Raw genomic sequence first — 17,179 nt, 5'->3', positions numbered from 1 at the left:
GCTCCACTCCACGACGGGAGACCTTCCCCGTTCAACGACCGCTACAGCGAGTCGTCACACTTCCTCAACCAACCTGTCTGGGCAGTACAACTAGATCCGCCCGCCCGGGAAAATCGTCTTGACGGCTTCGGTGATCGTGTTGCGCGCCGTGGCATCGTCGCTGGGTTGCAGCGCCTCGATGACCACGATGTAGCGCCGGTCCGGTCCGACCACGCCGGTCGACAGGTGCATCCAGTTGTTGCCGATGCAGCACATCCAGCCCTGCTTCACCGCCACCGGCTCTTCGTAGAGACCCTCGGGAATTCCGAACCGCTGCGGGTAGCCGTCGAGCCCGCTCGGGGTGGACAGGGCGAGGTTGCTCATGATGAGGCTGGCCTGGGCCGGGGGCAGGCCGCCGGAGCCGTTGAGCAGCATGTCGTAATAACGGGCCAGATCCGGTGCGGTGCTGATGGTGTTCCACCAGGCGCCGTTCGACGGCGGCGAGGTGCCGGCCAGACCGTAGCGGGCGGCCACCCGGCTGATGATCGCGTTGCGTCCGTTCTGGTTCCAGAACGTCTCGGCGGCCCCGTCGTCGGAGGCGCGCAGCATGGAATCCAGCGCGGCCCGGTCATCGGCCGACAGGCCGCCTTCCGGCTGCTGCAGCAGCAGGTCGTCGGCGATGAACAGCTTGGCGACCGAGGCGGTGGCGATCGGGCGGGTGTTGCCGTTGGTGACCAGCTGGTGGGTGATCCGGTCCAGCACGGCCACCGAGATGTTGGCGCCGACCTTGGCGGCGTCGTCGGTGGCCTCCTGCATGCGCGCGGCGAGTCCGTCGACCATCGCGGCCGGCGGAACCGCCGGCGCCCGAGGCACGTCGATCATGGTGGCCACCGGGGCAACCTCAGGCGCGCTGTACGGCGTCGGCCGTACCGCGTCGGCGCCATAGACCTTCTCGTCGCAGCCGAACACGACCGTGGAGATCACCATGACGACGGTCAGCAGGAGCATCGATGGCCGCACGGCTGGTAGGCCTCCTTGACGCGTAATTGCACCGACATCGGGTTGCGGGCTTGTCACACTGCTGCCATCGGCCCGGCGGATAGGTTACCGCGTGGACGTTCGGCGCGCGCAGTTCGGTCGCCTTCAGAATTATCACGGTTACGGTGGTTCGGCGCGCAACGACCAGCGGTGATTTGCGCGATTTCACTGGTTGCGCCGCGTCTGGCACAATTGAGCAGTTGTCGCCCGACAGTTGGTTACGCAGCGGGGTCCTGGCGTCCCGGTCTCCGCACGGTGCGACAACATGCCCGAACCCATCGGCTCGGTAGCCGTCCGTATGCGCACGAAGCGCGGCGGTCGGTCCGCAGCCGCGACCTGCGAGGAAGTGTTTCCGCAATGAACACGCTGGACATCGTCGACAAGGCGTCGCTGCGCGACGACATCCCGGCCTTCGCCCCCGGCGACACGGTCAACGTGCACGTGAAGGTGATCGAGGGCTCCAAGGAGCGCATCCAGGTGTTCAAGGGTGTGGTCATCCGCCGGCAGGGCGGCGGCGTTCGCGAGACGTTCACCGTCCGCAAGGAGAGCTACGGCGTCGGTGTGGAGCGGACCTTCCCGGTGCACTCGCCCAACGTCGACCACATCGACGTCCTGGTCCGCGGCGACGTCCGGCGCGCCAAGCTGTACTACCTGCGTGAGCTGCGCGGCAAGAAGGCCAAGATCAAGGAAAAGCGCTGATCTTGCCCGCGCGGGGCTTTCTCCGGTCGGTCAAGGGCACCGCTGACGCGGTTATTACGCTGATCTCGTGACCGAAACCACGGGTCCGTCACCCGAGAGTTCTCCCGAGGCAGCTGAAGCAGCCGAGGCAGCCGAGGACGGCAAGCACAGCGCACTGCGCGAGTCGGTGGTGCTGATCGCGATCGCGCTGGTGCTGTACTACCTGACGCTGACCTTCGTAGCGCGTCCGTACCTGATTCCCTCGGAGTCGATGGAGCCGACGCTGCACGGCTGCCACGGCTGCGTCGGTGACCGCATCATGGTGGACAAGGTCACCTACCGGTTCAGCACCCCGGAGCCCGGCGACGTCGTCGTGTTCCGCGGGCCCCCGTCGTGGAACGTGGGCTACAAATCGATCCGATCGAGCAACACACCGGTGCGCTGGGTCCAGAACGCGCTGTCCTTCATCGGATTCGTGCCGCCGGACGAGAACGACTTGGTCAAGCGGGTCATTGCGGTGGGCGGTCAGACCGTCCAGTGCCGCAACGACACCGGTCTGACCGTCGACGGCAAGGCGCTCCAAGAGCCCTATCTGAACCCGGCCACCCTCATGGTCGACCCGATGGTCTATCCCTGCCTGGGCAACGAGTTCGGTCCGGTGACCGTTCCCGAGGGGCGGTTGTGGGTGATGGGTGACAACCGCACCCATTCGTCGGACTCGCGTGCGCACTGTGACTCCGTGCAGGCCCAGCCCGACATGCAGCGCCGGATCCTGTGCACCGGAGACGACGTCGATGCCGGCACCGTGCCGGTGGCCAACGTGATCGGTAAGACCAGGTTCATCGCCTGGCCGCCGTCGCGCTGGGGCCTGGTCCGAGCGACGAACCCGCAGCAGGATCCCTAACCATGGCTCCGGCCTGGCCACCGCGCCCGGTGATCCGTCGCTCGCCGGGGCTGCGCACACTGGAGTCGGCGCTGTACCGCAGTGGGCTCGGTCCGGTCGCCGGCGTCGATGAGGTGGGTCGGGGCGCCTGCGCCGGTCCGCTGGTGGTGGCCGCCTGCGTGCTCGGGCCGGGTAAACCCGCGGCCCTGGCAGCGCTCGATGACTCCAAGAAGCTCACCGAGAAGGCCCGTGAACAGCTGTTTCCGCTGATCTGCAAATATGCGCTGGCCTATCACGTGGTGTTCATCGAGCCCGCCGACGTCGACGCGCGCGGGGTACATGTGGCCAATATCGAGGGCATGCGGCGCGCGGTGGCGGGCCTGGCCCTGCGACCGGGCTATGTGCTCTCCGACGGGTTCCGGGTGCCGGGGCTGCCGATGCCCTCGCTTCCGGTGATCGGGGGCGACGGTGCCGCGGCGTGCATCGCCGCGGCGAGCGTGCTGGCCAAGGTCAGCCGGGACCGGTACATGGCCACCCTGGATGCCGACCATCCCGGGTATGGATTCGCCGAGCACAAGGGGTACTCCACTGCGGCGCACACCGCGGCGCTGGCAGCGTTGGGACCGTGTAGCCAGCATCGGTTCTCGTACGTCAACGTGCGGAACGTGGCGATGGCCGGCGCAGCGGCGACTGGGACAATGGGGACGAACCGAGCAGAAGGACGGCTGAGCAGATGAGTGCCGAAGATCTCGAGAAGTACGAAACCGAGATGGAACTCTCGCTGTACCGCGAATACAAGGACATCGTGGGGCAGTTCAGTTACGTCGTGGAGACCGAACGGCGCTTCTACCTGGCCAACAGCGTCGAGATGGTGCCGCGCAACGCCGACGGCGAGGTGTATTTCGAGCTTCGGCTGGCCGATGCCTGGGTCTGGGACATGTACCGGCCCGCCCGATTCGTCAAGCAGGTGCGGGTGGTCACCTTCAAAGACGTCAACATCGAAGAGGTCGAAAAGCCCGAGCTACGGCTTCCGGAGTAAACACCGCAGCGGTCCCGCCGAGTTCGGTCTACGCTGGCTCGCATGACCGCTGTCGACCGTGCCGTCTCCCGCCGTGAAATCACAGACGCCCTGCTCAAGGCCATGGAGCGCCGCCACGAGGTGCTCGATGTGATCGTCGAATCCGACGACCGCAGTTCGGCCGTGCAGGCCATCGCGGAGCTGCTCGGCGTCTCGCCGCTGGGCTGCCAAGCGGTCATCGGCATGTGCTTGGACCAGCTGACCAAGGACTCGCGGAGCCGGATCGCCGACGAACTCGAAGACCTCAACAACGAGCTGACGTTCACCCTCGGGGATCGGCCGGCGAGTTCTTCGGACACGCTGCAGTTGCGGCCGTTCGGTGGCGACGATCGCGACATCTTCGCCTTGCGCACCGCCGACGTCGGCGCCAGCGGCGACGGGTCCGGCGGCCCGGCCGGCGGTCTGGACGATGAGATCAACTCGGGCTTGTCGCGGGTCGACGACGAGGACGCCGCGTGGCTCGTCGCCGTCGCCGGCGGGCAGAAGGTGGGCATGGTCTTCGGCGACCTGCACCACAACGAGGTCAATGTGCGGATCTGGATCCACCCAGAGCATCGCAAGAAGGGTTACGGCACCGCGGCGTTGCGCCGTGCCCGCAGCGAGATGGCCGCCTACTTTCCCGGCGTGCCGCTGATCGTCCGCGCGCCGGGGGCCCACGCCGGATAAGCCGGCCGACGCGGTGCCCGGTCGCCCTACCGGCGAGGGCCCTGCTCGTCGCTGTGGATGAAGCCGGCACTGGGGATAACCGCCGCTGAGACAGCGGATTTGGCATCCGGCGGGCTCGGCGCTGTCGGGGTGTTGACCCACCCTGACCGGCATGACAACCAGGACTCGCGCCGCACTGGGGGCGCTCGGAGAACAAGCGGCCGTCGACTACCTGATCGGCCAGGGGTGGTCGATTCTGGCCCGCAACTGGCGCTGCAGATATGGCGAACTCGATGTCGTCGCACACCAGCCTGCAGCGCGCGCTGTGGTCTTCATCGAGGTGAAAACCCGCAGCGGCGACGGCTTCGGCGGGCTGGCCTACGCCGTGCCGCCGGAGAAGGTGCGCAGGCTGCGCCGGCTGGCCGGCCTCTGGCTGGTGGGCCAGCCATACCGGTGGGAAGCGGTCCGCCTCGACGTGATCAGGGTGCGGATCGGGCCGGGCAACGGAGCGCAGATCACCCATCTGCAGGGGGTGGGCTGAATGGCGCTGGGACGGGCGTTCTCGGTCGCGGTGCGCGGCCTGCACGGGCTGATCGTGGAGATCGAAGCGGACATCACCTCGGGGCTGCCCGGCGTGCACCTGGTGGGCCTGCCCGACGCCGCGCTGCAGGAGTCACGCGATCGCGTGCGGGCGGCGATCACCAACAGCGGCCAGCGTTGGCCCGCGGCCCGGCTCACCCTGGCGCTCTCGCCGGCGACGCTGCCCAAGATGGGCTCCGTCTACGACGTCGCGCTGGCCGCGGCGGTGCTCGCCGCGGAACGCAAAGCGTCGTGGTCACTGCTGGAGAAGACGGTACTTCTCGGGGAACTCGCGCTCGACGGGCGAGTCCGGCCGGTCCACGGGGTGCTGCCTGCGGTGCTGGCCGCCAAAAACGAAGGTTGGGCTGCTGCGGTGGTCCCGGTGGACAACCTCGCCGAAGCCAGCCTGGTGGACGGCATCGATGTCTACGGCGTGGCGACGCTGCGCCAACTCTACGGCTGGCTGCGGGGGGCGGCACGGCTGCGGGGCCGCATCGCCACCGGGACTCCGGTGGCCGAGCCGGCCGCCGACCTCGCCGAGGTGGTCGGTCAGGCCCAGGCCCGGTTTGCCGTCGAGGTAGCTGCCGCCGGCTCGCATCATCTGCTGCTGACCGGGCCGCCCGGAGTCGGGAAAACCATGCTGGCCCAACGTCTTCCCGGCCTATTGCCGCCTTTGACCGAAAGCGAGTCGCTGGAGGTCACCGCCATCCACTCAGTAGCGGGCATGCTGTCGGACAGTGCACCGCTGATCACCCGACCGCCCTTCATCGCGCCGCACCACAGCTCCAGCGTCGCGGCCCTGGTGGGAGGGGGCTCCGGCATGGCTCGGCCTGGCGCGGTGAGCCGCGCGCATCGAGGGGTGCTGTTTCTCGACGAGTGTGCCGAGATCCGGGTCAGCGCCCTGGAGGCGCTGCGAACACCGTTGGAAGACGGCGAGATCAGGCTTGCCCGGCGCGACGGCGTGGCCTGCTATCCGGCTCGCTTCCAATTGGTCATGGCGGCCAATCCGTGCCCGTGCGCCCCGGCCGATCCCCGGGACTGCACCTGCAAGGCGATGGAGAAGCGGCGCTACCTCGGCCGGTTGTCGGGTCCGCTGCTGGATCGGGTCGATCTGCGGGTGGAGATGCATCCGGTCCGGGCGGGTGCGTTCTCGGCCGACGACGGGGAGTCGACGGCGGCGGTGCGGGCGCGGGTGGCTCATGCGCGTGCCGCGGCCGCCCAGCGCTGGGGACCGCACGGCTTTCGCACCAACGCTGAGGTCAGTGGGGCGTTGCTGCGACGCAGGTTTCGGCTCAGCAGCCAGGCGATGGAGCCGTTGCGCACGGCGCTGGACCGCGGGCTGCTGTCGATTCGGGGGGCAAACCGGACGCTTCGCGTGGCCTGGACCCTCAGCGATCTGGCGGGGCGGACCGCACCCGGGCTCAACGAGGTCTGCGCCGCCCTGAGCTTTCGTCAGGCGGGCCGGGGCCGATGAGCGCGGGGGACACCGTCTTGCGGGCCTGGGCATACCTGTCCCGGGTCGCTGAGCCGCCGCGCGCGGACCTGGCGGCATTGGTCGGCCGGGTCGGCCCGGTCGAGGCGGCAGAGCGGATCCGCCGTGGCTCGGTCGAACCGGAACTGGCCCGGCACACCGAGGTCCGGCGTGATCTCGATGTCGCCTCCGAGGATCTGGAGATGCTGGCCCGGCGCGGTGGCCGCCTGATCACCCCGGACGACGATGAGTGGCCGACGCTCGCGTTTACCGCATTCGGCGGCGTCGGCGCCGCGGCCACCCCGGACTGCCGGCCGCCGCTGGTGCTGTGGGCAATCGGCCGGGAGCGCCTCGACGACGTCGCGGAGCGGGCCGCCGCGATCGTCGGAACCCGAGCGGCAACGTCCTATGGGGAAGCGGTGGCCGCGGAACTGGCCGCCGGAGTGGCCGAACGCGGCATCGCGGTGGTGTCCGGCGGCGCGTACGGAATCGACGGGGCAGCTCACCGCGCCGCGCTGGCCGCGGATGGAACGACGGTGGCGGTACTGGCCGCCGGAGTCGACATCGCCTATCCGGCAGGTCATTCCGCGCTGCTGCAGCGGATCGGTGCGGCCGGCCTGCTGATCACCGAATACCCCCCCGGGGTCCGCCCTGCCCGCTACCGGTTTCTGACCCGTAACCGCCTGGTGGCGGCTCTGGCCGGACCGACGGTGGTGGTGGAGGCCGGGATACGCAGCGGCGCGGCCAATACCGCCGCGTGGGCACGGCGGCTGGGCCGGCCGGTTGCCGCGGTTCCCGGGCCGGTCACTAGCGGGGCCTCAGCAGGCTGTCACGTACTGCTGCGCGGCGGTGCCGAGGTGGTGACCCGGGCCGGTGACGTGATCGAGCTGGCGGGCCGCGTCGGCGAGCTGGCCGAGGATCCGCCCCGGCCGGTCACGCCGGTGGACGGGCTCAGTGCCGACCAGCGTCAGGTCTATGAGGCGTTGCCCGGCCGCGGTGTGGTCACCGTCGATCAGATTGCCAGGACAGCCGGGCTGGCCCCGGCGCAGGTGCTCGCGCCGCTGGCGATGCTGGAGCTCGCCGGCCTGGTGCAACGGCGCGACGGCAGCTGGGGGATCGTCCGCGGCCGCCGGTAGCTCGTATAGTCGGCTGGGGCAGGCCGATGAACGGAGGCAGCGTGGCGGGGCGACCGGTTCACACTTTCGAAGTTGTCCGAACCGAACATGCTTCGGCACACATGATTCGAGTGGTCTTGGGCGGCAGTGGGTTTGACACATTTACGCCCAGCGATTTCACAGATTCGTACGTCAAGGTGCTCTTTGTGCGCCATGAGGTCGACGTGGACGCGCTCCCGCGCCCGTTGACGCTGGACAGCTTCGACGGACTGCCCGAGGAGCACCGCCCCGTGATCCGCACCCTGACGGTGCGGCGGGCCGATTCGCTGAGCCGGGAAATCGCCATCGATGTCTCGGTGCACGGTGACCACGGTGTGGTCGGCCCGTGGGCCCGCAGTGCGCAGCCTGGAGATGCGGTGTACCTGATGGGTCCCAATGGCGCCTACGCACCCGACCCCAGCGCCGACTGGCACCTGCTGGCCGGTGACGAGAGTGCTCTGCCGGCGATCTCCGCCGCGCTGGAGGCTCTGCCGGCCGGTGCGGTCGGCAAGGCGTTCATCGAAGTGGCCGGCCCCGAAGACGAGATCGCGTTGGATGCGCCGGAAGGAATCGAGCTCATCTGGCTGCACCGGGGCGCACGTGCCGACCTGGTGGGCCAGGAACGGGCCGGGGACAACGACCCGCTGATCGAGGCGGTCACCACCGCCGCGTGGCTGCCGGGCCGGGTTCAGGTGTTCATCCACGGCGAGGCCCAAGCGGTCATGCACAACCTTCGGCCCTATATCCGCAAGGAGCGCGGGGTCGACGCCAAGTGGGCGTCGATCTCCGGTTACTGGCGGCGTGGGCGCACCGAGGAGACCTTCCGGCAGTGGAAGAAGGAACTCGCCGCCGCAGAAGCTGCCGAGGCCGCCGGCGTCCAGGGCAGGGCCTGAGGCCATGGCATTCGGGGACTACCAGTTCGAGATCTACCTGCAGGGTCTGGCCGGGGTGTTGCCGTCGCTTCCGATGACCTACACCGAGTTGGAGGCCAAAGCCGCTGCGGCACTTCCCCCCTCGGTGTGGTCCTATGTGGCCGGGGGCGCTGGTGACGAACGCACTCAGCGGGCCAACGTCGAGGCGTTCGACAAGTGGGGGCTCATACCGCGGATGTTCGTCGGCGCCGCCGAGCGGGACTTGTCCGTCGAGATGTTCGGACTGCGGCTGCCGGCGCCGGTCTTCATGGCTCCGATCGGCGTCATCGGCATCTGTGCCCAGGACGGACACGGTGACCTGGCCAGTGCGCGCGCGGCGGCCGCTACCGGCGTGCCGATGATGGTGTCCACCCTGACCGCCGACCCGCTTGAGGACGTCGCCGCCGAATTCGGGGATACCCCGGGGTTTTTCCAGCTGTATACCCCCAAGGACCGGGAGCTGGCCGCCAGCCTGGTGCAGCGCGCTCAGGGCGCGGGCTACCGGGCGATCGTCGTCACCCTCGATACGTGGGTTCCGGGCTGGCGACCGCGGGATCTGGCCACCTCGAACTTCCCGCAGCTGCGGGGTCACTGCCTGGCCAACTACTTCTCCGACCCGGTGTTCCGCGCCAGCCTGGCCCAGCCGCCGGAGGAGAACCCGCAGGCCGCGATCCTGTCCTGGGTGCAGACCTTCGGCAATCCGCTGACCTGGGCCGACCTGCCGTGGCTGCGGTCCTTGACCGACCTGCCGCTGATCGTCAAGGGCATCTGTCACCCCGACGACGTGCGGCGCGCCCGCGACGGCGGTGTGGACGGCGTGTACTGCTCCACGCACGGCGGTCGTCAGGCCAACGGAGGACTGCCCGCCCTGGATTGCCTGCCCGATGTGGTGGCGGCCGCCGACGGGATGCCGGTGCTCTTCGATTCGGGCGTCCGAACCGGCGCCGACATCATCAAGGCCCTGGCGCTGGGGGCGACCGCGGTCGGAATCGGCCGGCCCTATGCCTATGGACTGGCGCTGGGCGGGACCGCCGGAATCGTGCACGTACTGCGCTCGCTGCTGGCCGAGGCCGACCTGATCATGGCCGTCGACGGGTATCCGTCACGGGTTGATCTCACCCCGGAAACGTTGCGGCGCGTCACCTGAGGCTGCGGGCAACCGGTCTGAGAGCGTGGCCCGGTGGACGCGATTCTCGAGGAGTTCGACCAGTACCTGGCTTTGGAGCGGGGCCGGTCGGACCACACCCGGCGCGCCTACCTCGGCGACCTGCGATCGCTGTTCGGGTTTCTCGCCGAACGCGGACACAGTCGCCTCGATGAGCTGAGCCTTCCGCTGCTGCGCAGCTGGCTGGCCACGCAGGCCGGCGCCGGCGCGGCCCGCAGCACGCTGGCACGGCGCACGTCGACGGTCAAGACCTTCACCGCCTGGGCGGCGCGCCGCGGACTGCTGACATCGGATCCCGGGGCGCGTCTGCAGCTGCCGAAATCCCACCGCACGCTGCCGGCGGTGTTGCGCCGCGACCAGGCTCAAGAAGTGATGGATGCCGCGAAATCCGGTGCACAACAAGAAGATCCGCTAGCGCTGCGGGACAGGCTGATCACCGAGCTGCTCTACGCCACGGCGGTACGGGTCAGCGAACTGTGCGGACTCGACATCGATGACGTGGACAGCTCCCGGCGGGTGCTGCGGGTGGTGGGCAAAGGCAACAAGCAACGGACCGTGCCGTTCGGGGAGCCCGCCGCCGAGGCCCTGCAGGCGTGGCTCGCGCGGGGGCGACCGCCGCTGGCGACCGCCGAATCCGGCCCGGCGCTGCTGCTCGGCGCCCGCGGCGGGCGCCTTGATCCCCGCCAGGCCCGCACCGTGGTGCACCAGACCGTCGCCGCGGTGGGTGGCACCCCCGACATGGGTCCCCACGGCCTGCGCCATACCGCGGCCACGCACCTGCTGGAGGGCGGGGCGGACCTGCGGATCGTGCAGGAACTGCTCGGGCACTCCAGCCTGGCCACCACCCAGCTCTACACCCATGTCACGGTTGCCCGGCTGCGTGCCGTGCACGATCAGGCCCATCCGCGAGCGTGACCGTGCGGGAATTCGTCGACCTTCCCTCAGCGCGGGTCTCCTACCTCGACTTCCGCCCCGATGACCCGCCGGCCGGCACCGTGGTGCTGCTGCACGGCGGCGGCACCGACAACGCGTCGCTGTCCTGGGGTGCTGTCGGACCGCGGCTGGCCGCCGTCGGCTTTCGGGTCGTCGCGCCCGATCATCCGGGTTGCGGTGCCAGTCCGCTGCCCGACTGGCGGGTGACGCAGCAACGGCTGGTGGCCTACGTCGGGGAGTTCGTCGACGCGCTCGGCCTGGACCGCTACGGCATCGGCGGCCTGTCGCTGGGCGGGGGACTGACGATCGGCCATGTGCTGGCACGGCCGCAACGCGTCGCCGGGGCGGTGCTGCTGGACAGTTATGGGCTGATGCCGCGGCTGCACGGCGGGCGACACCTGCTGGCCTGGGCGATGCAGCGCACCGGCGTACTCGACCTGGCCACCCGCGCGATGGCGACCAACAGTGCGGCCCTGGCCTGGAGCCTCAAATCCCTGATCCGCGACCCGGCGCAACGCACCCCGGAGCTGGTCGCGGAGATCGTCGCCGCAGCCCGCCGGCCCGGGTTCACCGCTTTCGAGCAATGGCAGCGCAATGAGATGTTGTGGAACCGGTTGAGAACCGACTACACCAACCGACTGGCGGACATCGCGCGACCGGTGCTGATCGTGCACGGCGACCGCGATGTCGGTGTGCCGGTGGCGCGAGCGCGCGCGGCCGCTGCGCTGATCCCGCACGCCGAGTTGAAAGTCATCGCCGGTGCCGGCCATTGGGTCCAACGCGACCAGCCCGAGGCCGTCATAGCCGTGATGACCGATTTTCTGCGCCGGGTGCTGGCGTCTTAGCCGCTCGACAGCGGCTTGAGTCGAATCGGCGTCGAGGCCAGCAACCCCAGCGGGTCGACGTAGTCGGCGCGGGACGCCGGACCCCACATCGCGCCCCAATGCAGGCAGGCCGGCGCGGCGCAGCCCGGATGGCCGGGCTCCACCGTGCCGAGCACCGATCCCGCGGCGAGCAGCTGCCCGGCCCGTACCTTCGCCGAAACCGGCTGGTAGCTGGTGCGCAGCCCGCCGGGATGGCCCAGCGACACCACCGGCTGCCCACCGGACCACCCGGCGAACACCACGGTCGCGGCCACCGGGGCATACACCGGCTGGCCCGGCTCGGCGGCCAGGTCCACGCCCCGGTGACCGCGCCGCCAGTCCGGGCGAGGTGCGTCGAACGGCCGCGTCACCGCCGGGCGCGGTCGCAGCGGCCAATCCAGCCGGATCGGGCCGCCCAACGCCGGCGGGGCGAGCAGTAGGCTGGCGGCCAGCAACAACGCCGCAAATCGCATGCCCCCAGTGCACTCCGGCGGCCCCGAAACCGGCCAGTCACCGCTGTGGACAAAGCACCTGTTGGGACGGTGTAAACTCGGCTACGCGGTTCGCGTCAAGCGGACTGACTTCGCGTGTCTGCACCACAACCGGATGCCGGATGGTCCCCGACAGGGGTCCGGTATCTCAGCAGGCACCAGGGCCCGGCCTCACCCGACGCCGGGCGACAACCGACACTAAGAAAGCTGGATACAGCCATGGCTGTCGTAACCATGAAGCAGCTGCTCGACAGCGGCGCCCACTTCGGGCATCAGACCCGTCGTTGGAACCCCAAGATGAAGCGGTTCATCTTCACCGACCGCAACGGCATCTACATCATCGACTTGCAGCAGACGCTGACCTACATCGACAAGGCGTACGAGTTCGTCAAGGAGACCGTCGCCCACGGCGGTTCCATCATGTTCGTGGGTACCAAGAAGCAGGCGCAGGAGTCGGTCGCGGCCGAGGCCACCCGGGTCGGGATGCCCTACGTCAACCAGCGCTGGCTGGGCGGCATGCTCACCAACTTCTCCACCGTGCACAAGCGTCTGCAGCGCCTCAAGGAGCTCGAGGCCATGGAGCAGACCGGCGGTTTCGAGGGACGCACCAAGAAGGAAATCTTGATGCTGACCCGCGAGAAGAACAAGCTGGAGCGCAGCCTCGGCGGTATCCGCGACATGGCCAAGGTGCCCTCGGCCATCTGGGTCGTCGACACCAACAAGGAGCACATCGCCGTCGGCGAGGCCCGCAAGCTGGGCATCCCGGTCATCGCGATTCTGGACACCAACTGCGACCCCGACCTCGTCGACTACCCGATCCCGGGCAATGACGACGCGATCCGCTCGGCGGCTCTGCTGACCAAGGTCATCGCTTCCGCGGTGGCCGAGGGGCTGCAGGCCCGGGCAGGTCAGGGCAACGGTGCGGGCAAGGCGGAGGCCGACGCGGTTGAGCCGCTGGCCGAGTGGGAGCAGGAGTTGCTGGCGGGCGCCACCACCTCTGCGCCCGACGCCGCCGCCGGCGCCGACACCACCACCGACGCATCGTAGGAAAGGCACACCACAGTGGCGAACTACACCGCTGCCGACGTCAAGCGGCTTCGGGAACTCACCGGCTCAGGCATGATGGACTGCAAGAATGCGCTGGCCGAGAGCGACGGCGACTTCGACAAGGCCGTCGAGGTGCTGCGCATCAAGGGCGCCAAGGACGTCGGCAAGCGCGCTGAGCGCGCCACTGCCGAAGGCCTGGTCGCCGCCAAGGACGGCGCCCTGATCGAGTTGAACTCCGAGACCGACTTCGTCGCCAAGAACGCCGAGTTCCAGGCGCTGGCCGAGGAGGTCGTGACCGCGGCCGCCGCGGCCAAGACCGACGACGTCGAGGTGCTCAAGGCCGCCAAGGCCGGCGATCGCACCGTCGGCGAGGCGATCGAGGCGCTGTCGGCCAAGATCGGCGAGAAGCTTGAGCTGCGCCGGGTCGCCTACTTCGACGGCAAGGTGGAGACCTACCTGCACAAGCGGGCCTCCGACCTGCCGCCGGCCGTGGGTGTCCTGGTCGAGTACGAGGGCTCCAACACCGAGGCGGCACACGCCGTGGCGCTGCAGATCGCCGCGCTCAAGGCCAAGTACCTCACGCGTGACGACGTTCCCGCCGACCTGGTCGCCAACGAGCGCCGGATCGCCGAGGAGACGGCCAAGGAGGAGGGCAAGCCCGAGGCCGCCCTGCCCAAGATCGTCGAGGGCCGGGTCACCGGTTTCTTCAAGGACGTCGTGCTGCTGGAGCAGTCCTCGGTGTCGGACTCCAAGAAGAGCGTCAAGGCGCTGCTGGAAGAGGCAGGCGTGACCGTGACCCGCTTCGTGCGGTTCGAGGTCGGCCAGGCCTGATCCTCGGCCATAGGAAAATCGCCGCCACGCCCGTTTCCGGGCAGGGCGGCGATTTTCGTTGGGGCATAAGTACATCCGGTCGCCGGAGCCGGGCAGTGCCGAGTCGGCACAGCGGCGCCCGGCCCGTCGGCTAGTGTCACCGGCATGCAACTTGTGCACGCCTTCGGCGACGACGCGCTCGGCAACTCCGACGCGCTCGGACTGGTCGAACGACTCCAATCGGGCGAGGTGTCGCCCGTCGAACTCGCCGAGGCCGCTATCGCGCGCGCCGAAGCGGTCAATCCCGAACTCAACGCATTGGCCTACCGGGCGTTCGGCCAGGCCCGCGATGCCGCCCAGCGGGGTGGTTCCGGGCGCTTCCAGGGTGTGCCGACGTTCGTCAAGGACAACGTCGACGTCGCTGGGATGCCGACCATGCAGGGCACCGACGCATGGCAGCCGCACCCCGCCGCAGCCGACGGCGACTTCGCCGCGCTGTACCGCAACACCGGGCTGATCGCCCTGGGCAAGACGCAGCTGAGCGAGTTCGGATTCAGCGCCTCGGCCGAGCATCCCCGGCTCGGCGCGGTACGCAACCCGTGGAACACCGACTACACGGCCGGGGCATCGTCCTCTGGGTCGGCGGCATTCGTCGCCGCCGGCGTGGTGCCGATCGCCCATGCCAACGACGGCGGCGGGTCCATCCGCATTCCAGCGGCCTGCAACGGCCTGGTCGGGCTCAAGCCGTCGCGGGGCCGGTTGCCGCTGGACAAGGACCTGCGCGCTATGCCGCTGCGGATCGTCTTCAACGGGGTGGTGACGCGTTCGGTTCGGGACACGGCAGCCTTTTACGCAGAAGCCGAACGGATCTCGCGCAACACCCGGCTGGCGCCGATCGGCGACGTCCGGGGGCCGAGCACCCAGCGTCTGAGGGTCGCGGTGACCACCCAGTCGATCGCCCGGGAGACCTCGCCGGAGATGCGCGAGCTCACCTTGAAGACCGCCGCGCTGCTCGAGGAACTCGGCCACCATGTCGATTACCTGGACCGGCCGCCGGTCCCGGCGACCTTCGCCGATGACTTCCTGCTCTACTGGGCATTCCTGTCCACGGCCCTGGTCAAGGGTGGCCGACGGATGTTCGGTCCCAGCTTCGACCGCACCCGGCTGGACAATCTGACGCTGGGACTGGATCGCCACGCCACCCGCCAGCTGTACCGGCTGCCGCTGGCGGTCGCCCGGTTGGCCTCGGTGCGCCGGCGGCACACCTCGCGGTTGTACGGCGACTACGACGTTGCGCTCACCCCGACACTCGCCCACGAAACACCGCGGGTGGGCCACCTGGACCCCACCGCGGACTACGAGCAGATCATCGACCGGCTGATGGACTGGGTGACGTTCACTCCGCTGCAGAATGTGACCGGTGAGCCGGCGATCTCCTTGCCGCTGGCGCAATCGGCCGCCGGGTTGCCGGTGGGCATGATGTTCAGCGCCCCGGTCGGGCAGGAGGCCCGCCTGTTGGAACTGGCCTACGAGCTCGAGGCTGCCCAACCCTGGCACACGATCGCCGAACGCGGCTAAGCGGCGCCCGCGGGCAGGGCGAAGCGGATCGCCGGCCTCAACCCGGCGTGCACTCCGCGCCGATCCGCTCCAGCATCTCCCGCAGCCGATGCTGCTCGGCTGTGCTCAGCGCGGCCAGAACCCGGCCGTCGGCGACGCGCACGGCTTGTTCGGCCTTGGTCAGCAAGTCCCGGCCGGCTTCGGTCAGCGTGGCCGGCAGCGCCCGGCCGGACGGCACCGAGTCCGGGCGGCTCACCGCTCCCCGGTTCTCCAACCGATGCAGCACGGTGTTCATCGCCTGGGGGGTGACTCCGGCGCGGCGGGCCAGTTCGGCGCTGGACAGCCCGGGCCGCAGTGACAACACGCGCATGCAGGCGAACTCCGGCAGCGTGAGCCCCAGCGGGCCCAGCACCGCGCTCACCTGCGGTCGCAGCGCTGAGCTGGCCCGATACAGCAGGTATCCCAGCGGGGCGCTGTCCACGTCGATCATGTCAACTATCCTGACATACAGGGGCTCTGCGCCCAGCGGCTACAAATCGTTTCCGGCATACGACAAGTTGAAGCTCTTGTTCGTCAGCGGGAAGTCCGGGACGATCGTGTCCGCCATCGACACCGGCAGTGCGGGCCAGTTGAACCACGACGGATCCACGATTTTCGCGCGGCGGAGTAGCCCGTCGGCCCCGATCTCCACCCGGTGCACAATGCTGCCGCGCCAGCCCTCGACGATGCCGATCCCGCTGCTGCGTCCCGTCACCGCTGGAAGGGGTTCCCGCACCACGATCGGGCCGGTGTGGTCCTCGATCAGGGTGCGGCACAGGGCCACCGATGCCGCGAATTCATCGCGGCGGACGGTGTAGCGGGCCAGTACGTCACCCCCGCTCGCCGTCACCTCGGTGATCGGAAGCTCGGTGCTGGGGTGGTCCAGGCGGGCGTCGGTGACAAGCCCGCTGGCCCGCGCCACGTACCCGAGGGTGCCCATCGCCACGGCGTCTTCCCGGTGCAACACCGAGGTCCCGGCGAACCGGTCGTAGATGGTCGAGTTGCCCAGCGTCAGCTCGGCGATCTCAGCGATGTCGTCGGCCAGTGCCTGCAGCCGATCAGGATCGGGCAGCGCCTGTAGCGCAACGCCTCCGGGACTGATCGCGCCGCGCAGGAGCCGGTGGCCGCTCACTTGGTCGTTGATGCGCAGCACCAGTTCGCGGACCCGCAGGGCGTGGGAGTTGGCCAGGCCGAAACCCACATCGTTGGCCAGGGCACCCAGATCGGCCGCGTGGTTGTAGAGACGCTCGAGTTCGATGAGCACAGCGCGCAGCCGGTGCACGGAATCGGGCAGTTCTACGCCGAGGGCATCCTCGACGGCCAGGCTGTGTGCGAGGGCGTGGCCGGCGGAGGTATCGCCACTGATCCGTTCGGCAAGATCGACTGCAGCGCCGGCGGTACGGCCCTGGAACAGCCGCTCGATGCCGCGGTGCACGAACCACAGGCGCGCTTTGAGTCGCAGCACCGACTCGCCGACAACCGAGAACCGGAAGTGGCCCGGCTCGATCAGGCCGGCGTGCACCGGCCCGACCGGAATCTCGTAGACCCCGGCACCCTCGACCGTCAGGAAGGGAAAGTGATCCGCGGCAACAAAATCGCCCGGGTTCCCGGCGTCGTTGCGCATCGGGTGCCAATCTGCAGGCCAATGCGCGTGCCGGACCAGCCGGCGCGGTTGGGGATGGCCCAGCGGGGTGATCCCGTACAGGTCGAGTATCTCGCGTTCGAAGCGGCCGGCCTGGAACGACAGCCGCGCCAGCGAAGGGATCACCGGGTCCGTGGCGGGCACGGTCAGGGTCAGCTCGGTACGGCGGTCTGGTCGGCCGGCGAGGAACAGATACACCACCCGCAGGGTGTCGCC

The 17,179-nt window shown here is 69.3% G+C and carries 19 protein-coding genes; 15 read left to right on the top strand and 4 right to left on the bottom strand.

The window, feature by feature from the left end; all coding sequences use genetic code 11:
- Nucleotides 1-90 precede the first annotated feature (90 nt).
- Complete coding sequence (locus LI92_RS15030) at nucleotides 91-987, bottom strand: hypothetical protein (RefSeq protein WP_046320177.1); 897 nt, start codon at nucleotides 985-987, stop codon at nucleotides 91-93.
- Between the two features lie 387 nt (nucleotides 988-1,374).
- On the opposite strand from LI92_RS15030, the gene rplS reads away from it, so the two are divergent.
- The 12 genes from rplS to LI92_RS14970 all read left to right on the top strand — a co-directional run bounded on the left by rplS (nucleotide 1,375) and on the right by LI92_RS14970 (nucleotide 11,359).
- A complete protein-coding gene (gene rplS / locus LI92_RS15025) occupies nucleotides 1,375-1,716 on the top strand; it encodes a 50S ribosomal protein L19 (protein WP_046320174.1) in 342 nt (113 codons plus the stop codon).
- 67 nt (nucleotides 1,717-1,783) lie between these two features.
- Nucleotides 1,784-2,599 (top strand): signal peptidase I, encoded by an 816-nt coding sequence (gene lepB, locus LI92_RS15020; protein ID WP_046320172.1) that lies wholly within the window; start codon nucleotides 1,784-1,786, stop codon nucleotides 2,597-2,599.
- 2 nt (nucleotides 2,600-2,601) lie between these two features.
- On the top strand, nucleotides 2,602-3,315 hold the full coding sequence (locus LI92_RS15015) for a ribonuclease HII (RefSeq protein WP_046320169.1): 714 nt from the start codon (nucleotides 2,602-2,604) through the stop codon (nucleotides 3,313-3,315).
- Nucleotides 3,312-3,617 carry a DUF2469 domain-containing protein gene (locus tag LI92_RS15010; RefSeq protein WP_012393608.1) on the top strand — a complete coding sequence of 102 codons (306 nt, stop codon included), beginning with the start codon at nucleotides 3,312-3,314 and terminating at the stop codon, nucleotides 3,615-3,617. Before LI92_RS15015 ends, LI92_RS15010 begins: the two co-directional genes overlap by 4 nt.
- Before the next feature lie 42 nt (nucleotides 3,618-3,659).
- Nucleotides 3,660-4,322, top strand: a complete 663-nt coding sequence (locus LI92_RS15005; RefSeq protein WP_046320168.1) for a GNAT family N-acetyltransferase — start codon at nucleotides 3,660-3,662, stop codon at nucleotides 4,320-4,322.
- A 151-nt stretch (nucleotides 4,323-4,473) separates the two neighbouring features.
- Nucleotides 4,474-4,842, top strand: coding sequence for a YraN family protein (locus LI92_RS15000; protein WP_046320166.1), 369 nt, complete (start codon nucleotides 4,474-4,476; stop codon nucleotides 4,840-4,842).
- Entirely contained in the window at nucleotides 4,843-6,354 is a 1,512-nt protein-coding gene (locus LI92_RS14995) for a YifB family Mg chelatase-like AAA ATPase (protein ID WP_046320164.1), read from the top strand.
- Nucleotides 6,351-7,487 (top strand): DNA-processing protein DprA, encoded by a 1,137-nt coding sequence (dprA, locus tag LI92_RS14990; protein WP_046320162.1) that lies wholly within the window; start codon nucleotides 6,351-6,353, stop codon nucleotides 7,485-7,487. The genes LI92_RS14995 and dprA overlap by 4 nt, the downstream gene beginning before the upstream one ends.
- 41 nt (nucleotides 7,488-7,528) lie before the next feature.
- The gene (locus LI92_RS14985) at nucleotides 7,529-8,398 is read left to right on the top strand and encodes a siderophore-interacting protein (protein WP_046320175.1); all 870 of its coding nucleotides are present in this window, start codon (nucleotides 7,529-7,531) and stop codon (nucleotides 8,396-8,398) included.
- A gap of 4 nt (nucleotides 8,399-8,402) precedes the next feature.
- On the top strand, nucleotides 8,403-9,563 hold the full coding sequence (locus tag LI92_RS14980) for an alpha-hydroxy-acid oxidizing protein (protein ID WP_046320160.1): 1,161 nt from the start codon (nucleotides 8,403-8,405) through the stop codon (nucleotides 9,561-9,563).
- 33 nt (nucleotides 9,564-9,596) lie between these two features.
- Complete coding sequence (locus tag LI92_RS14975; RefSeq protein WP_046320158.1) at nucleotides 9,597-10,496, top strand: tyrosine recombinase XerC; 900 nt, start codon at nucleotides 9,597-9,599, stop codon at nucleotides 10,494-10,496.
- A complete protein-coding gene (locus tag LI92_RS14970) occupies nucleotides 10,493-11,359 on the top strand; it encodes an alpha/beta fold hydrolase (protein ID WP_046320156.1) in 867 nt (288 codons plus the stop codon). Before LI92_RS14975 ends, LI92_RS14970 begins: the two co-directional genes overlap by 4 nt.
- On the opposite strand, the gene LI92_RS14965 is transcribed toward LI92_RS14970, so the two are convergent.
- On the bottom strand, nucleotides 11,356-11,850 hold the full coding sequence (locus LI92_RS14965; protein ID WP_046320155.1) for a M23 family metallopeptidase: 495 nt from the start codon (nucleotides 11,848-11,850) through the stop codon (nucleotides 11,356-11,358). The two genes, LI92_RS14970 and LI92_RS14965, sit on opposite strands and share 4 nt — an antisense overlap.
- 237 nt (nucleotides 11,851-12,087) lie before the next feature.
- Here LI92_RS14965 and rpsB point away from each other — a divergent pair, with 237 nt between their 5' ends.
- From rpsB to LI92_RS14950, 3 genes are all read left to right on the top strand, one after another.
- Entirely contained in the window at nucleotides 12,088-12,915 is an 828-nt protein-coding gene (gene rpsB / locus LI92_RS14960) for a 30S ribosomal protein S2 (RefSeq protein ID WP_046320154.1), read from the top strand.
- 15 nt (nucleotides 12,916-12,930) lie between these two features.
- Complete coding sequence (tsf, locus tag LI92_RS14955) at nucleotides 12,931-13,746, top strand: translation elongation factor Ts (protein ID WP_046320152.1); 816 nt, start codon at nucleotides 12,931-12,933, stop codon at nucleotides 13,744-13,746.
- A gap of 144 nt (nucleotides 13,747-13,890) precedes the next feature.
- Nucleotides 13,891-15,303 (top strand): amidase, encoded by a 1,413-nt coding sequence (locus tag LI92_RS14950; RefSeq protein ID WP_046320151.1) that lies wholly within the window; start codon nucleotides 13,891-13,893, stop codon nucleotides 15,301-15,303.
- Nucleotides 15,304-15,340: 37 nt separating this feature from the next.
- On the opposite strand, the gene LI92_RS14945 is transcribed toward LI92_RS14950, so the two are convergent.
- Nucleotides 15,341-15,772 carry a MarR family winged helix-turn-helix transcriptional regulator gene (locus tag LI92_RS14945; RefSeq protein WP_046320150.1) on the bottom strand — a complete coding sequence of 144 codons (432 nt, stop codon included), beginning with the start codon at nucleotides 15,770-15,772 and terminating at the stop codon, nucleotides 15,341-15,343.
- Nucleotides 15,773-15,811: 39 nt separating this feature from the next.
- On the bottom strand, nucleotides 15,812-17,179 hold a 1,368-nt coding region (locus LI92_RS14940), incomplete at its 5' end, for a hydrogenase large subunit (RefSeq protein ID WP_046320148.1).

Origin of the sequence: Mycobacterium sp. UM_Kg1 (genome assembly GCF_000972925.1) — a bacterium.
Taxonomy (GTDB): domain Bacteria; phylum Actinomycetota; class Actinomycetes; order Mycobacteriales; family Mycobacteriaceae; genus Mycobacterium; species Mycobacterium hiberniae.
This window is presented reverse-complemented; position numbering and strand designations above follow the sequence as displayed.

Bases quoted from the DNA above. Each gene is read 5' to 3' on its own strand.
- rpsB (WP_046320154.1), top strand. From the start codon at position 12,088: ATGGCTGTCGTAACCATGAAGCAGCTGCTCGACAGCGGCGCCCACTTC.
- LI92_RS14995 (WP_046320164.1), top strand. From the start codon at position 4,843: ATGGCGCTGGGACGGGCGTTCTCGGTCGCGGTGCGCGGCCTGCACGGG.
- LI92_RS14965 (WP_046320155.1), bottom strand. From the start codon at position 11,850: ATGCGATTTGCGGCGTTGTTGCTGGCCGCCAGCCTACTGCTCGCCCCG.
- LI92_RS15005 (WP_046320168.1), top strand. From the start codon at position 3,660: ATGACCGCTGTCGACCGTGCCGTCTCCCGCCGTGAAATCACAGACGCC.
- LI92_RS15030 (WP_046320177.1), bottom strand. From the start codon at position 987: ATGCTCCTGCTGACCGTCGTCATGGTGATCTCCACGGTCGTGTTCGGC.
- LI92_RS15000 (WP_046320166.1), top strand. From the start codon at position 4,474: ATGACAACCAGGACTCGCGCCGCACTGGGGGCGCTCGGAGAACAAGCG.
- LI92_RS14950 (WP_046320151.1), top strand. From the start codon at position 13,891: ATGCAACTTGTGCACGCCTTCGGCGACGACGCGCTCGGCAACTCCGAC.
- LI92_RS14980 (WP_046320160.1), top strand. From the start codon at position 8,403: ATGGCATTCGGGGACTACCAGTTCGAGATCTACCTGCAGGGTCTGGCC.
- LI92_RS15015 (WP_046320169.1), top strand. From the start codon at position 2,602: ATGGCTCCGGCCTGGCCACCGCGCCCGGTGATCCGTCGCTCGCCGGGG.
- LI92_RS14945 (WP_046320150.1), bottom strand. From the start codon at position 15,772: ATGATCGACGTGGACAGCGCCCCGCTGGGATACCTGCTGTATCGGGCC.
- rplS (WP_046320174.1), top strand. From the start codon at position 1,375: ATGAACACGCTGGACATCGTCGACAAGGCGTCGCTGCGCGACGACATC.
- LI92_RS15010 (WP_012393608.1), top strand. From the start codon at position 3,312: ATGAGTGCCGAAGATCTCGAGAAGTACGAAACCGAGATGGAACTCTCG.
- dprA (WP_046320162.1), top strand. From the start codon at position 6,351: ATGAGCGCGGGGGACACCGTCTTGCGGGCCTGGGCATACCTGTCCCGG.